General features: G+C 73.3%; 14 protein-coding genes. 5 read left to right on the top strand and 9 right to left on the bottom strand.

Translation table 11 applies throughout. The annotated features are described in order from the left end of the window. The 7 genes from E1300_RS40525 to E1300_RS40495 form a co-directional block, all read right to left on the bottom strand. On the bottom strand, positions 1–1,659 hold a 1,659-nt coding region (locus tag E1300_RS40525), incomplete at its 3' end, for an SLC5/6 family protein (protein ID WP_131762597.1). Between the two features lie 14 nt (positions 1,660–1,673). Next, the gene (locus E1300_RS40520; protein ID WP_131762596.1) at positions 1,674–2,474 is read right to left on the bottom strand and encodes a sugar phosphate isomerase/epimerase family protein; all 801 of its coding nucleotides are present in this window, start codon (positions 2,472–2,474) and stop codon (positions 1,674–1,676) included. Then, positions 2,471–3,562 (bottom strand): dihydrodipicolinate synthase family protein, encoded by a 1,092-nt coding sequence (locus tag E1300_RS40515; protein ID WP_242619702.1) that lies wholly within the window; start codon positions 3,560–3,562, stop codon positions 2,471–2,473. The genes E1300_RS40520 and E1300_RS40515 overlap by 4 nt, the downstream gene beginning before the upstream one ends. A gap of 44 nt (positions 3,563–3,606) precedes the next feature. Beyond that, positions 3,607–4,755, bottom strand: coding sequence for a Gfo/Idh/MocA family protein (locus E1300_RS40510; RefSeq protein WP_131762594.1), 1,149 nt, complete (start codon positions 4,753–4,755; stop codon positions 3,607–3,609). A 117-nt stretch (positions 4,756–4,872) separates the two neighbouring features. After that, the gene (locus E1300_RS40505) at positions 4,873–5,718 is read right to left on the bottom strand and encodes an ABC transporter ATP-binding protein (protein WP_242619701.1); all 846 of its coding nucleotides are present in this window, start codon (positions 5,716–5,718) and stop codon (positions 4,873–4,875) included. A gap of 67 nt (positions 5,719–5,785) precedes the next feature. Beyond that, the gene (locus tag E1300_RS40500) at positions 5,786–6,808 is read right to left on the bottom strand and encodes an ABC transporter substrate-binding protein (protein WP_131762592.1); all 1,023 of its coding nucleotides are present in this window, start codon (positions 6,806–6,808) and stop codon (positions 5,786–5,788) included. A 56-nt stretch (positions 6,809–6,864) separates the two neighbouring features. Further along, positions 6,865–7,734 carry an ABC transporter permease gene (locus tag E1300_RS40495; RefSeq protein WP_131762591.1) on the bottom strand — a complete coding sequence of 290 codons (870 nt, stop codon included), beginning with the start codon at positions 7,732–7,734 and terminating at the stop codon, positions 6,865–6,867. 134 nt (positions 7,735–7,868) lie between these two features. Between E1300_RS40495 and E1300_RS40490 the strand changes: the two genes are divergently transcribed. Both E1300_RS40490 and E1300_RS40485 read left to right on the top strand, forming a co-directional pair. Continuing rightward, entirely contained in the window at positions 7,869–8,930 is a 1,062-nt protein-coding gene (locus E1300_RS40490) for a LacI family DNA-binding transcriptional regulator (protein WP_131762590.1), read from the top strand. A 7-nt stretch (positions 8,931–8,937) separates the two neighbouring features. Further along, entirely contained in the window at positions 8,938–10,077 is a 1,140-nt protein-coding gene (locus E1300_RS40485) for a mandelate racemase/muconate lactonizing enzyme family protein (RefSeq protein WP_131762589.1), read from the top strand. Between the two features lie 114 nt (positions 10,078–10,191). On the opposite strand, the gene E1300_RS50725 is transcribed toward E1300_RS40485, so the two are convergent. Continuing rightward, positions 10,192–10,335 (bottom strand): hypothetical protein, encoded by a 144-nt coding sequence (locus E1300_RS50725; protein ID WP_165503213.1) that lies wholly within the window; start codon positions 10,333–10,335, stop codon positions 10,192–10,194. A 220-nt stretch (positions 10,336–10,555) separates the two neighbouring features. On the opposite strand from E1300_RS50725, the gene ybiA reads away from it, so the two are divergent. Continuing rightward, a complete protein-coding gene (gene ybiA / locus E1300_RS40480; protein ID WP_131762588.1) occupies positions 10,556–11,083 on the top strand; it encodes a riboflavin biosynthesis intermediates N-glycosidase in 528 nt (175 codons plus the stop codon). Positions 11,084–11,198: 115 nt separating this feature from the next. Continuing rightward, positions 11,199–11,573, top strand: a complete 375-nt coding sequence (locus E1300_RS40475) for a phage holin family protein (protein WP_131762587.1) — start codon at positions 11,199–11,201, stop codon at positions 11,571–11,573. A gap of 11 nt (positions 11,574–11,584) precedes the next feature. On the opposite strand, the gene E1300_RS40470 is transcribed toward E1300_RS40475, so the two are convergent. Beyond that, entirely contained in the window at positions 11,585–12,304 is a 720-nt protein-coding gene (locus E1300_RS40470) for an LmeA family phospholipid-binding protein (protein ID WP_131762586.1), read from the bottom strand. Positions 12,305–12,417: 113 nt separating this feature from the next. On the opposite strand from E1300_RS40470, the gene E1300_RS40465 reads away from it, so the two are divergent. Then, positions 12,418–12,962, top strand: a 545-nt coding sequence (locus tag E1300_RS40465) for an FHA domain-containing protein (RefSeq protein WP_131762585.1), incomplete at its 3' end; no start/stop codon positions are given.

Genomic DNA, 12,962 nt, shown 5'->3' with positions numbered 1-12,962 from the left:
GCGCCGCCGTGATGATCCTGGAGTCGGAGGAGCACGCCCGCGCCCGCGGCGCGAAGGTCCACGGCATCGCCGCCGGCTGCGGCTACTCCGCCGCGCCGCCTCCGCCGCCATCGGCGGGACGAGCGCGGGCAGCGCCGCGGCCAGCACGGTCAGCCAGTCGAGCAGCATCCGATCCACCCGCAACGCCGCGAGCACGGCCCCCGGCACCGCGATGACCAGCACCGCAACAACCCGCCCCCACCGCCCAAGCCCCACCGTCCCGCCCAGACCACGCGCCCGCGAACCACGCAACGGCACACCGCGCACGGCCGAGTCGCACGCCCCCAAGCCACGCACGACCGCATCCCGCAACGACACATCCCGCGCCACCACGTCCGGCGCCGGCGCACCACGTCCCACCGCGTCGCGCGCGGCCGCGTCGTGCACGGTCGCGCGGTACGCCGTCGCGTCGTGCATCGTCGCGCCGCGCTCCGGCGCGCCGCGTGCGACCGCGTCGGGCGCTGCGGCGTCGTGCACGGTCACCTGGTGCGCCGCCGCGTCGTGTGCGACCGCATCATGCTCCGGCGCGTCACGTCCCAGCGCGCCGCGCTCCGGCGCGCCAGGTGCCGTTGCGTCGGGCGCCGTCGCGTTGTTCGTCGCCGCGTCGTGCGCAGCCGTGCCGTGCGTGACCGCGTCGTGTGCTGCGGCGTCGGGTGGCGGCGCGTTGTTCGTCGCCTCGTCGGGCGCGGTCGCGTGGTGGGCTGCCGTGTCGGGTGTCGTCGGGTTGTGGGCTGGTGGGTTGTGTGTTGTTGCGTTGGGGGGTTGGGGGGTGGGCATGAAGCGTTGGACGGCGAAGACGCCCGAGTGCACGGCGGCCAGGGTGGGGGCGATGACGGACGCGGCGACGAACAGGTTCGCGGCGGGCAGGCCGTCCGGCCCGGCGAGCACCGCGACGACGTCGGTGGATCCGCTGGCCGCGGCGACCCCGGCGCCCACCACGGACGCCGCGAGGGCGGGCCCGACCAGCAGCGCCACGCAGGCCGCGAGGTCGCGGCGGCGCCGCAGCCCGACGGTGAAGTCCGGCGCGCGCACCGCGAACACCGAGACGTAGCCGATGTAGCCCGCGAGGTCCGCGGCGAGCAGGCTGGGCGGCCCGTCGCGGGCGAGCGAGACGGGGGACGAGGGCGGCGGGAGCCGTGCGGCGACGATGCCGATGAGCGCGACGGCGGTCAGCGTCGTCGCGACCGCGACCGCGTTCCACCGGCCGCCGCCCGCGATCAGCACCGCGACCATGGGGACGGTCAGCAGCAGCACCCCGGCCGCGTCGGGCAGCCCGGCGAGCGCGGCGGCGGCCGCGCCGCCGAGTCCGACGTTGAAGCCGAACCAGCCGACCATCGCGGCCGCGAGTAGGGCCGTGAACGCGCGTTCGGCGATGGGCGGCAGGTAGCGCGGCGCAAGGTCGGTCATCCCCGCGTTCTCGCCGTCCGGCGGGAGCAGGCCGAGCCGTCCCTGCGCGGCGAGGAGCGCGGCCATCACCGCGCCGCCCGCCACGAGCACGACGGCGGGCAGGGCGCCGCCGTGCCGTCCGCCGACCTGGGCGCCGAGCACGAGCGCGCCCGGCGCCGTCCCGATCCCGAGCCACGCCCCGGACGCCGCCCGCCACGACCGCCCCTCAGCCACGGCGCCGGGGGTGGTCATGTCACGTGTTCGGTGAAGCGGGTCAGGGTCAGGGCCAGGGCCTCGTCGCCGGGTAGGGCCCATAGGGCGTCGTTGAAGATCTCCACCTCGATCGGGCCCGTGTAGCCGGTGGCCTCGACGGCGGTGCGGTAGCGGCGGAGGTCCACGCAGCCGTCGCCGAGCATGCCGCGGCCGGTGAGGACGCCCGCGGGGAGCGGGGTGACCCAGTCGGCGACCTGGAAGAGGTGGAGGCGCCCCTCGGCGCCGGCGCGGGCGATGCCGTCCCAGGCGGCCGGGTCCCACCACAGGTGGTAGGTGTCGATGACGACGCCGACCTGCTCGGACGGGAGCGGGGCGGCGAGGTCGAGGGCCTGGGCGAGGGTGGAGACGACGCAGCGGTCCGAGCAGAACATCGGGTGCAGCGGCTCGATGGCGAGGCGGACGCCGTGCTCGCCCGCGTAGGGCGCGAGTTCCGCGAGGGTGTCGGCGACGCGGGCGCGGGCGCCGTCGAGGTCGCGGGACCCGTCCGGCAGCCCGCCGGACACGAGGACGAGGACGGGGGCGCCGAGCGCGGCGGCCTCCTCGATCGCGCGGCGGTTGTCCTCCAGGGCGTCGGGGGCCTGGAAGAAGCCGCCGCGGCACAGGGACGTGACGGTCAGGCCGTGCTCCCGGACGAGCTTGGCGGTGCGTTCGAGGCCGTACTCGGCGACGGGTTCGCGCCAGAGGCCGACGCCGCCGACGCCCGCGGACGCGCAGCCCGCGGCGAGGTCGGGGAGGGGCCAGTGGCGGGTCGTCCACTGGTTGAGGCTGAGTCTCACGGGGCGGCTCCTTGGACGGTGAGCCAGGCGCGCATCCGGGACGCCGCGAGGCCGGGGTCGGGGAAGAGGCCGGCGGCGTCGGCGAGCTGGAAGAGGCGGACCAGGTGGGGGACGGGACGGGCGGTCTCCAGTCCGGCGACCATGCGGAAGTGCCGCTGGTGGCCGGTGAGCCAGGCGAGGAAGACCACGCCGGTCTTGTAGTAGTAGGTGGGGGTTGCGAAGAGGTGGCGGGCGAGCGGGAGGGTGGGCGCGAAGATCTCGTCATAGGCGGTGGTGTCGCCCTTGTCGAGGGCTTGGAGGGCTGCCGCCGCGGCGGGAGCGATCGGGTCGAAGATGCCCAGGAGGGCGTCGCTGTGGCCCGCTTCGTCGCCTCGGATCAGTTCGGGGTAGTTGAAATCGTCGCCGGTGTAGAGGCGGACGCCTGAAGGCAGGCGTCGGCGGATGTCGATCTCGCGGGCGGCGTCCAGGAGCGACACCTTGACGCCGTCGATCTTGGACGTGTGGTCGCCGATGAGCGCGAGGAGCGCGTCGGTGGCGGTGTCCAGGTCGGTGGAGCCCCAGTAGCCGTCGAGGGCGGGGTCGAACATCGGGCCGAGCCAGTGCAGGACGGCGGGGCGCGTGACCTGGCGCAGCAGCCGTCCGTACACGGCGGCGTAGTCGTCGGGGCCCTGGGCGGACGCGGCGAGCTGGCGGCTCGCCATCAGGACGGGGACGGCGCCCGCCGCCTCGACGACGGCGAGCTGCTCCTCGTAGGCCTCGGCGATGCGGTCCAGGGGCGCGGGGCCGGGCGGGAGCTGGTCGGTGCCCGCGCCGCAGACGATCCGGCCGCCTGCTGAAAGCGCTTCCTGGCCGCTCCGCGCGATGAGCTCGCGGGTCACCTCCCAGTCGAGGCCCATGCCACGCTGCGCGGTGTCCATCGCCTCGGCGACGCCGAGGCCGTGCGACCAGAGGTGGCGCCGGAACGCCAGCGTGGTGTCCCAGTCGAGTACCCCGGCGCCGGACGGGTCGGCCACCACGTGCGCGGCGGCGTAGGCCGTCCGGGACGCGCTCGGGCCGGGCGGCGGGGCGTAGGTCCGCGGCTCGCCCATCGTGTACGGGGCGAGCGAGCCGTCCGGACGCGGCAGGTCGATCCTCACCGGGCCAGCTCCGGGACGTCGAGGCGGCGGCCCTCCCGCCACGCGCGCAGGCCCAGCTCGGCGAGCTGCACGCCGCGCGCGCCGGCGTAGAAGTCCCAGGGGAACGCTCCATCGTCGGCGACGTGCCGCAGGAACATCTCCCACTGCGTCTTGAAGCCGTTGTCGAAGACCGTGTTGTCCGGGATCTCCTGCCACTGCGAGCGGAAGTCCTCGGTGGCGGGCAGGTCCGGGTTCCAGACCGGCTTCGGCGTCATCGACCGGTGCTGGACGCGGCAGCGCCGCAGGCCCGCGACCGCCGAGCCCTCCGTGCCGTCCACCTGGAACTCGACCAGCTCGTCGCGGAAGACCCGCGTGGTCCAGGAGGAGTTGATCTGCGCGACGATGCCGCCGTCCAGCTCGAAGATGCCGTAGGCGGCGTCGTCGGCGGTGGCCTCGTAGGGCTTGCCGTCCTCGTCCACGCGCTCGGGGATGTGGGTGGCGCCGAGCGCCTGGACGGACCGGACGGGGGCGATCGCGTCCAGCACGTACCGCCAGTGGCAGAACATGTCGAGGATGATCCCGCCGCCGTCCTCGGCCCGGTAGTTCCAGCTCGGGCGCTGCGCCTCCTGCCAGTCGCCCTCGAAGACCCAGTAGCCGAACTCGCCGCGGACCGACAGGATCCGCCCGAAGAAGCCGCCGTCGATCAGCCGCCGCAGCTTCAGCAGGCCCGGCAGGAACAGCTTGTCCTGGACGACGCCGTGCTTGATGCCCGCCGCGTCGGCGAGGCGGGCGAGGCCGAGCGCGCTCTCCAGGTCCTCGGCGATGGGCTTCTCGGTGTAGACGTGCTTGCCGGCCGCCACGGCCGTGCGGATCGCCTCGACCCGCGCGCTGGTGACCTGCGCGTCGAAGTAGACCTCCACGCCGGGACGGGCCAGCGCCTCGTCCAGGCTCGTCGTCCAGTCCGTGAGCCCGTGCCGCTCGGCGAGGTCGCGCAGCTTGGCCTCGCGCCGCCCGACGAGCACGGGCTCCGGCCACAGCACGTCGCCGTCGGCCAGCGGCAGCCCGCCCTGCTCCCTGATCGCGAGGATCGAGCGGAGGAGATGCTGGCGGTACCCCATGCGGCCGGTGACGCCGTTCATGACGATCCCGATGGACCTGCGTGCCATCCCGTTCCTTCCTAGCCTTCGGTCCCGCGCGGTGCGGGAGGTTCAGTCCGCGGACGCCGGAGGCGTCAGCCGGCTACCGACGCCGGAGGCGTCAGCCGGCCGCCGGCGCCGGTCGCGTCAGTCGGCCGCCGCGCCCGCGCCGAGCAGGGTGCGGATGCGGTTGGTGACCCGGGCGAACTCGGGCCGCGCCATGGTGGCGGCGTAGTCCCGCTCGGGCGGCAGGTCGACGTCGATGACCTCGGCGATCGTGCCGGGCCTGTCGGTCATGACCACGACCCGGTTGGCCAGGTACGCGGCCTCCGCGATCGAGTGGGTGACGAGCAGGACGGTGGTGCCGGTCTCCCGCCAGATCCGGTTCATCTCGACGTTGAGCTGCTCGCGGGTGAGCGCGTCGAGCGCGCCGAACGGCTCGTCCATCAGCAGGACGGGCGGCTCGTGCAGCAGCGCGCGGCACAGCGCGACCCGCTGCTGCATGCCGCCGGACAGCTCGTGCGGCAGCGCGTCCTCGAAGCCCCTGAGCCCGGTCATCTCGATCAGCTCGGCGGTGCGGCGCCGGGCCTGCTCGGCGGGCATGCGCCGCATCTCCGCCTGGAGCAGGATGTTCTTGCGGGCGCTGCGCCACTCCAGCAGCGCGGCCCGCTGGAACACGTAGCCGATGTCGTGCCGCGGCCCGCCGACCCGCTCGCCGCGCAGCCGCACGGTGCCGGACGACGGCTTCAGCAGTCCCGCCACGAGCTTCAGCAGCGTGGACTTGCCGCATCCGGACGGCCCGACGATGGCGACGAACTCGCCCATCGCGACGTCCATCGCCACGTCCCGCAGGGCCGTGACGTCGCGCTTGCGGCTGCGGAAGCGGACGGCGACGTCGTCCATCCGGACGGCGGGCTCGTTCCGCGCGCCCCCCGTGTCGGCCGCGGTGTCGGTCGCGGTGTCGGCCGCGGTGCCGCTCTCCGGCTTGCTCATGATCCTCATGCCCGTCCCGTCATCGGTGTCGGTCCGCCCGTGCGGCTCGCCGGGAGCCCCACCGGCCTCATCCCTGCGGGGCCGCGGACGCCTGCCAGTACTTCGCCGGCGCCTCGGCCTTCGTGATGACCCCGGCCTGCTGGAAGGTCGCGATCGTCTGCTTCCAGTCGTCCTCGGTGTTGACGCCGGGCGCCTTGCCCTGCGTCGCCGGGGTGTGCAGCAGCGTGAGCGTGGTCTTGAACTGCTCGGTCACGACCGGGGTCGGCGGGAGCTGCTCGGACGCGCCGGCCATGCTCGCGACCGCGCCGGCCTGGTCGCCCTCGGCCGCCGTCCAGGACTCGCTGGTGGCGGCGACCATCTCCTTGACGAGCGCGGCGTCGCTCTTCAGCTTGCGCTCGCCGACCAGCAGGCCGTTGGAGTAGAAGTTCAGCCCGAACTCGGAGTAGCGCAGCGCCGTGACCGGCTTGCCGGACTTGTTGGCCATGGTCGGGCCCTGGTCGTTCGCGAAGCCCATGAGGCCGTCCACCTTGCCGGACAGCACCGCGGCCATCTTCCCGGCCGGGTCGGTGTTCTGGACGGGGACGTCGCTCGCGCTCATCCCGTTCTTCTGGAGGAACACCGGGAACGTGCGGGCCAGCGCGTCGCCGGCCGTCCCGGCGATGGTCTTGCCCTTGAGGTCGGCGGGCTTCTTGATGCCCTTGGCGTCGAACGCCTGCACGGACGCGGGCGTGGTCTGGAGGAACACGCCGACGCTCTTGATCGCCATGCCCTTGTCGACGGCGGCGAGCAGGGCGGGCGTGTCGGCCCAGCCGAAGTCGGTCTGCCCGGCGCCGGTGGCCTGCACGGTCTTCTGCGAGCCCTGCCCGGCCTTGATCTCCAGGTCGATGCCGTGCTTTTCGAAGATGCCCTTCTTCTTGCCGTAGTAGAACGGCGCGTGCTCGCCGTAGGGGTACCAGTTGAGGGTCAGCGTGACCTTCTTGAGCTTCTTGCCGGACGCGCTGGTGCTCTCGTCGGAGTCCCCGCCGCAGGCGGCGGCGGTGAGCGCGAGGGCCGGTGCGAGGACGGCGATCGCGGCGGTGCGGAGCTTCATGGGACGGCCCTCCGTGGGGGTGGTTTCTCGTGCTGTCGCGGGCTCGGGCGGGGGGCTCAGTAGGTGGTGGTGACCGCGCCGCCGCGGCGGCTGGCGTGCCAGGGGAGCAGGAGCTTCTCGGCGGCCTCGACGAGGACGAACAGCACGACGCCGATCGCCGACATCACGAGCAGGCCGGCGAACAGCATCGGGGTGTCGAGGTTGCCGTTGGCCTGGAGGATCACGTAGCCGAGGCCCTCGTTCGCGCCGACGAACTCGCCGACGACGGCGCCGGTGACGGCGAGCGTCACCGCCACCTTCAGGCCCGAGAACAGGTGCGGGAGCGAGGCGGGCAGCCGGATCTTGACGAAGGTGGCCCAGGGGCCGGCGCCCATCGTCGCGGACAGCTCGATCATCTCCGGGTCGACCGCCTTCAGGCCCGCGACCATGGAGATCACGACCGGGAAGAACGCGATCAGCACCGCCACGACGATCTTGGGTCCGATGCCGAAGCCGAGCCAGACCACGAACAGCGGCGCGATGGCGATCTTGGGGATGACCTGCGCGAACAGCAGGATCGGATAGAGCGTGCGCTCGACGGTGAGCGAGTACACCATGATCACCGCGGCGAACACCCCGACGGCCACCGCGATCGCGAAGCCGAGCAGGGTCTCGTAGGTGGTGATCCACGTGTGGTGCCAGATGTAGCCCCACTTGTCGCCGAGCAGGCTGAACGTGGCGCCCGGCGACGGGACGAGGTAGTCCTCGACCAGGTCGGCCGCGGTCACCGCCCACCAGGCGGCGAAGCACGCCACCAGCAGCGCGAGGGGCCGCCACGCGCTCTCAAGGGCGTCGCGCACGCGTTCGCCCGCGCCGGGACGGTCGCGTTCGACCACGGCCGGCGCGTCCGGCGCCGGCGCCGCGGGCTTCGTGCCCTGACTCACCATGGGTTCCTCCGGGACGGGGCGGGAAAGCACGTCAGAAAGCGCTTTCTGATGTACCGTAAGAACCGTCGCACGGCGCGGTCAAGAGGGTCTTTCCAGAGATCCGCCGCGCCGGGCCGCACGAGCGAGGGGGCGGGATGACCGAGACGGCCGGCGAGCCGCGCTCCGGCGACCGGGCCTACGTGACGCTGCAGGACGTCGCCCGCGCGGCCGGCGTCTCGCTCGCCACGGCGTCCCGCGTCCTCAACGGGACGTCGCAGGTCAGAGCCGATCTGCGGGAGCGCGTGCTGGCCGCCGCCGGGGAGCTCAGCTACACGCCGAACGCGCACGCGCAGGCCCTCGCCAGCTCGTCCAGCAAGTCCGTCGGGGTCATCTGCCACGACGTCAGCGACCCCTACTTCGCCGCCGTCGCCCGCGGCGTCATGCGCACCGCCGCCGCGCACGGGATGCTCGTCATGCTGGCCAGCACGTTCCGCGACCCGGCCCGCGAGATCGAGTACGTGGCGATGCTGCGCGCCCAGCGGGCCCGCGCGATCCTGCTCATCGGCTCCGGCTTCGAGGACCGCGACTGGGAGCGCTCGATGGCCGCCGAGCTGGAGCCCTACCAGCGCACCGGCGGCCGGGTCGCGGTGCTGAGCCGGCACCGCAGCCTCAAGGTCGACACCGTCCTGCCGCAGAACCGGGAGGGCGCCGCCGCGCTCGGCCGCGCGCTGCTCGACCTCGGCCACCGCGACTTCGCCGTGCTCACCGGGCCGCACGAGCTGACGACGGTCTCCGACCGGCTCGCCGGGTTCACCGACGCGCTGGCGGAGGCGGGCGTCGCGCTGCCGCCCGAGCGGATCGTCCAGGCCGCGTTCACCCGCGACGGCGGCTACGCGGCCGCGACCCGGCTGCTGTCCCTCGGCACCCGTCCGACCTGCGTGTTCGCGGTCACGGACGTGATGGCGATCGGCGCCCTCGCGGCGTTCCGCGACGCGGGCCTCGACGTCCCGCGCGACCTGTCGCTGGCCGGGTTCGACGACATCTCGATCGTCCGGGACCTCACCCCGCCGCTGACGACCGTCGCGCTCCCGCTGGACGCGATGGGCGAGCGCGTGATGGGCCTCGCCCTGCGCGAACCGGCCCCGCGCCGCAGCCGCATCGAGCGCGTCGAGGGCTCGGTGGTGCTCCGCGCGAGCACGGCCCCGCCCGCCCGGTGAGGACCGCGTGAACATCGACCGGATCGAGACGTTCGCCGTCGGGCTGCCGACGCGGCGGTCGTTCGGCGTCTCCGGCGGCGCGGTGGCGGTCGCGGGCCGGCCGAGCGTCCGCGTCCTCGTCAAGGTCGGCGCGGACGGCGCGCACGGCTGGGGCGAGGCCACGCCGATCCCCGCCTGGACGTACGAGACCGCCGAGTCCATCGTCACGACCATCGACCGCTACCTGGCCCCGGCGATCCTCGGGCGTCCCGCCTGGGACCTCGACGGGGTGACCGCCGCGTTCGACCGGGCGGTCAACCGCGGCTTCAGCATCGGCGCGCCGCTCGCCAAGAGCGCCGTGGACGTCGCCCTGCACGACCTGCTCGGACGCGCCGCGGGCGTGCCGCTCGGGAGGCTGTGGGGGCAGCGCCGCAGGGAGACGATCGAACTCGGCTGGATCGTGTCGGGCCAGTCCCCGGACGAGGTGGCCGGCAGCGTCGCCGAGGGCCGCGACCTCGGGCACCGCGCGTTCAAGGTGAAGATCGGGCTGCACGACGAGGCGACGGACGCCGCCGTGGTCGAGGCCGTCCGCCGCCACGCGGGCGACGGCGCCCCGCTGTGGGTGGACGCGAACCAGGCCTACACCGCGCACGCGGCGCTGCGGATGGCGCGGCGCCTCGACGGCCTCGGCGTGGCCGCGTTCGAGCAGCCGCTGCCCGCCAACGACATCGACGGGCTGCGCCGCCTGCGCGACGCCTCCCCGATCCCGGTCGCGCTGGACGAGAGCCTCCGGCACCCGTCCGACCTGGCCACCTTCGTCCGGCTCGGGGCCGTGGACATCGCCATCGCCAAGGTGCAGCGCACCGGCGGGCTGACGCTGTCGCGGCGGCTGTGCGCGTTCGCGGAGGACGCCGGGGTCGAGCTGATGGGCTCCGGGCTGACCGACTCCGACCTGGGCCTCGCCGCGTCCCTGCACCTGTTCGCCGCGTTCGGGATCGGCACGCCCGTCGACCTCAACGGCCGCCAGTTCATCGAGTCGCCCTACGCGGGGCCGACCGTCCGCGTGGAGGACGGTGTCGCGCACGTCCCGGACGGGCCTGGGCTCGGCGTGGAGGTCGACGAGAAGACGGTCCGGTCGCTCGCGCTGGACGTGCTCACGACCGCCTGACCTCTCGCGGCCCCGTCCGCTCAGACCGGCCTGACCGCGGTTTCCAGTGGGGGAAAGCGCGAGGACCCGTCCGCGGTGCGGGCGGGTCCTCGGCGATGGCCGTCGATCGGCCGGTCAACGGGCGGCGAGCTCGTCCTCGCTCACCGCGGACTCACCGTCGGCGGGGCGGCCCGCCTGCTCGGTGTCCGAGTCCATCGGCCGCCGCGACGGCCACGCGTCGAGCTTCGTGCGACGAGGGTTCGCCAGAGGGTTGTCCATCGCTTCTGCTGTCCTCCCATGACTCGACGACCGCCCCGGATGCTCGGCCTGGAGGCGGCCGGAAGAGATTTTCCGGATGACCCGACCGTTTCCGCAAAATGGTCTAGACCGTAGTCCGGATCGCTATACCCGTGCCGGGCACAACCTCACTGGTCAGCGGTGTATTCCGCGTCACGAAAACCGCTGGCCCGCCGAGCCGCTCGGTGCCACCCTGTCACGCATGGACGTCCAGCACCTGAGCACCCTCCAGACCCGGGGGACACGCCTGAAGTTCGTGTTCTTCTGGCGCGACACCGGACGCACCGGCTGCCTCAGCCAATGGCATACGTCCCCATTCACTGTGGCGGGAATCACCTATCCCACGGCCGAGCACTACATGATGGCCGGCAAGGCGCGCCTGTTCGGCGACGAGGAGATGGCGGCGGCCATCCTGGACGCGGGGCACCCAGCCGAGGCGAAGAAGCTCGGCGGACGGGTCCGCGGGTTCGACGAGGAGACGTGGGCCGCGCACCGCTTCGGCATCGTCGTGGACGGCAACATGGCGAAGTTCTCCCAGCATCCGGAGTTGCGCTCCTACCTGCTGAGCACCGGCGACCGGGTCCTGGTCGAGGCGAGCCCGCTCGACCGGATCTGGGGGATCGGGCTCGCGGCGGACGACGAGCGGGCCGAGCGGGTTGCGGATTGGCGGGGGCTGAACCTGCTCGGGTTCGCCCTGATGGAGGTCCGCGAGCGCCTCGCCCGCGAGTGACCCGCGCTCGCCCGCGAGTGACCAGCGCCTCGCCCATGGGTGACCCGCGCGGAGTCGCGGAGCGTGACGTTGTGATGACTCGATATCTTTGCCATCTGGCGGGTAAGCCGGGGTCATGAGCAAGTCACGCGAGGCGGCGAGGGTCGAGAACGACCAGATGGAGCAGAACCTCGCGCTCGTCCGGCAGGTCGTCGAGGCGGCGCAGGAGGAGATGCTGGCGAAGGCCAGGAAGCGGATCCCCGCGCTGCGGCTCGGTGCGCTCGCCGGGACGCTCGGTGTGGTCGCCACCGCCGCCACCTACCGCATGAACGTCCAGCTGCTGGAGCGGAAGCTGCCGCCGGAGCTCGCGTCCTTCGTGACGGCCCTCGCGTACGGGGGCGGCGCGGGCGCCGCGGCGATGGCCGCGTCGAGGAAATGGCGGGGGCTTCCGGCGCCGCTGCCCACCGACACCGCCCGGCAGGTCGCGGAGATTCTCACCGATTCGGGCTGATCCGCTGGCCGCTATCGGTCGCTGAATTTCACGTTCTTCCCCGTCACATGGAGCCCGACGCCCTTCGACGTGACGGTCAGGCTCTGGAACGCGAGCCCCAGCGGCAGGCCCGAGACGGGAACGGTGAAGTCGAGTTCGTCGCCGAGTTCGTCGAGTCCGAACCCCTCGACCGAGAGCGCCTTCACGCGGATGTTGTTGCCCTCTTTGGTGACGCTCGCCAATGCGGTCGCCTCCGTGACGCCGAGATCAACTTTTGCGCGCACCTGGTTCGGGCCGTTCGCGCTCAGGTCGAGTCCGGGTTCGCCGCCGGCCTTGGCGAGGTCGCCGAAACTGACGAAAGCGGTGCCGTCGAGGGACCCGAGCGTGCCCTTGCTGAAGCCCCAGTCGTCGATGTGCACGTCGCGGGCGCGGACATCGAGGCTGGTCACGCGCAGGGGGCCCTCGACGATGCCCTTCGCCGACAGCCGGACGTCGTCGAAATCGCGCGAGGCGACCTGCGTCAGGAAAGGGACCCCCTTGATCGTCACATCGGGGGTGACGGGGAATCCCTCCTTTTTGATCTCCGCGGCCATCTCGTGCTGGGCGAGGGCGACGGCGCCGCGGTCCACGACGACCACGCCGAGCACCACCAGCACGACGGACGAGACGATAATGATCAGCCACCGTGGCCTCTTCCGCCCCGGCAGGCGGTCCTCACGGGTGACGCTTGCCGCAGCGGGCGGTTTCGCCATGGCATTCACTCAATTCGGCGGACCGCGCGCTGTCAATCTTCCGTTCGCCGGGCGGCGCCGGGCCGCATGAACCAAGACGCGACATTTCACGATCGAGGACTTACACTCCCGGCATGACGGCCGGTCCCTCCGCCGAATCGCTCGCGCCCGTACTCGTCGTCCGGACGAGGGACCGGACGCACCGGCTGCGTGCCGGCGGCGCCTACCGCATCGGCCGCGACCCGGCGTCCGATGTCGTGCTGAACGATCCCCGCGTCTCCTGGTCGCACGCCGTCCTGCGGGCGGGGCCCGAGGGCTGGCTGATCGAGGACTCGGGCAGCAGCAACGGCACGTTCTTCGAGGGCCGCCGCGTCGAGCGGATGGCGATCGAGGGCGAGCGGACGTTCCGGCTCGGCCACTCGGCCGACGGCGAGGAACTGGTCTGTTCCGCCGCGGTGCCCGCCCCCGACCGGCCGCCGCAGCCGTACCGGCAGCAGGCCGGCCAGCAGGCCAATCAGCAGGCGTACGGGCAGCCGCAGGCCTACGGGCAGCCGCAGGGGTACGGGCAGCCGCAGAACTACCGGCAGCCGCAGCAGGCCGGTCGTCCGCCTCACCAGGGGCCGCCGACGCCGCAGGGCCAGGGCGCCCCGCCCGCGGCGCGGCGGAACCCGCCGGGGCC

This window comes from Actinomadura fibrosa (assembly GCF_900659615.1).
In the GTDB taxonomy this organism is placed as follows: Bacteria; Actinomycetota; Actinomycetes; order Streptosporangiales; family Streptosporangiaceae; genus Spirillospora; species Spirillospora fibrosa.
Note: the sequence above shows the minus strand (reverse complement) of the source record. Positions and strands in the feature narration are given on the sequence as shown.

Coding starts and splice junctions, on each gene's coding strand:
- E1300_RS40515 (WP_242619702.1), bottom strand. CDS start 3,562: ATGGGCGAGCCGCGGACCTACGCCCCGCCGCCCGGCCCGAGCGCGTCC.
- E1300_RS40510 (WP_131762594.1), bottom strand. CDS start 4,755: ATGGCACGCAGGTCCATCGGGATCGTCATGAACGGCGTCACCGGCCGC.
- E1300_RS40505 (WP_242619701.1), bottom strand. CDS start 5,718: ATGAGCAAGCCGGAGAGCGGCACCGCGGCCGACACCGCGACCGACACC.
- E1300_RS40500 (WP_131762592.1), bottom strand. CDS start 6,808: ATGAAGCTCCGCACCGCCGCGATCGCCGTCCTCGCACCGGCCCTCGCG.
- E1300_RS40495 (WP_131762591.1), bottom strand. CDS start 7,734: ATGGTGAGTCAGGGCACGAAGCCCGCGGCGCCGGCGCCGGACGCGCCG.
- E1300_RS40490 (WP_131762590.1), top strand. CDS start 7,869: ATGACCGAGACGGCCGGCGAGCCGCGCTCCGGCGACCGGGCCTACGTG.
- E1300_RS50725 (WP_165503213.1), bottom strand. CDS start 10,335: ATGGACAACCCTCTGGCGAACCCTCGTCGCACGAAGCTCGACGCGTGG.
- ybiA (WP_131762588.1), top strand. CDS start 10,556: ATGGACGTCCAGCACCTGAGCACCCTCCAGACCCGGGGGACACGCCTG.
- E1300_RS40475 (WP_131762587.1), top strand. CDS start 11,199: ATGAGCAAGTCACGCGAGGCGGCGAGGGTCGAGAACGACCAGATGGAG.
- E1300_RS40470 (WP_131762586.1), bottom strand. CDS start 12,304: ATGGCGAAACCGCCCGCTGCGGCAAGCGTCACCCGTGAGGACCGCCTG.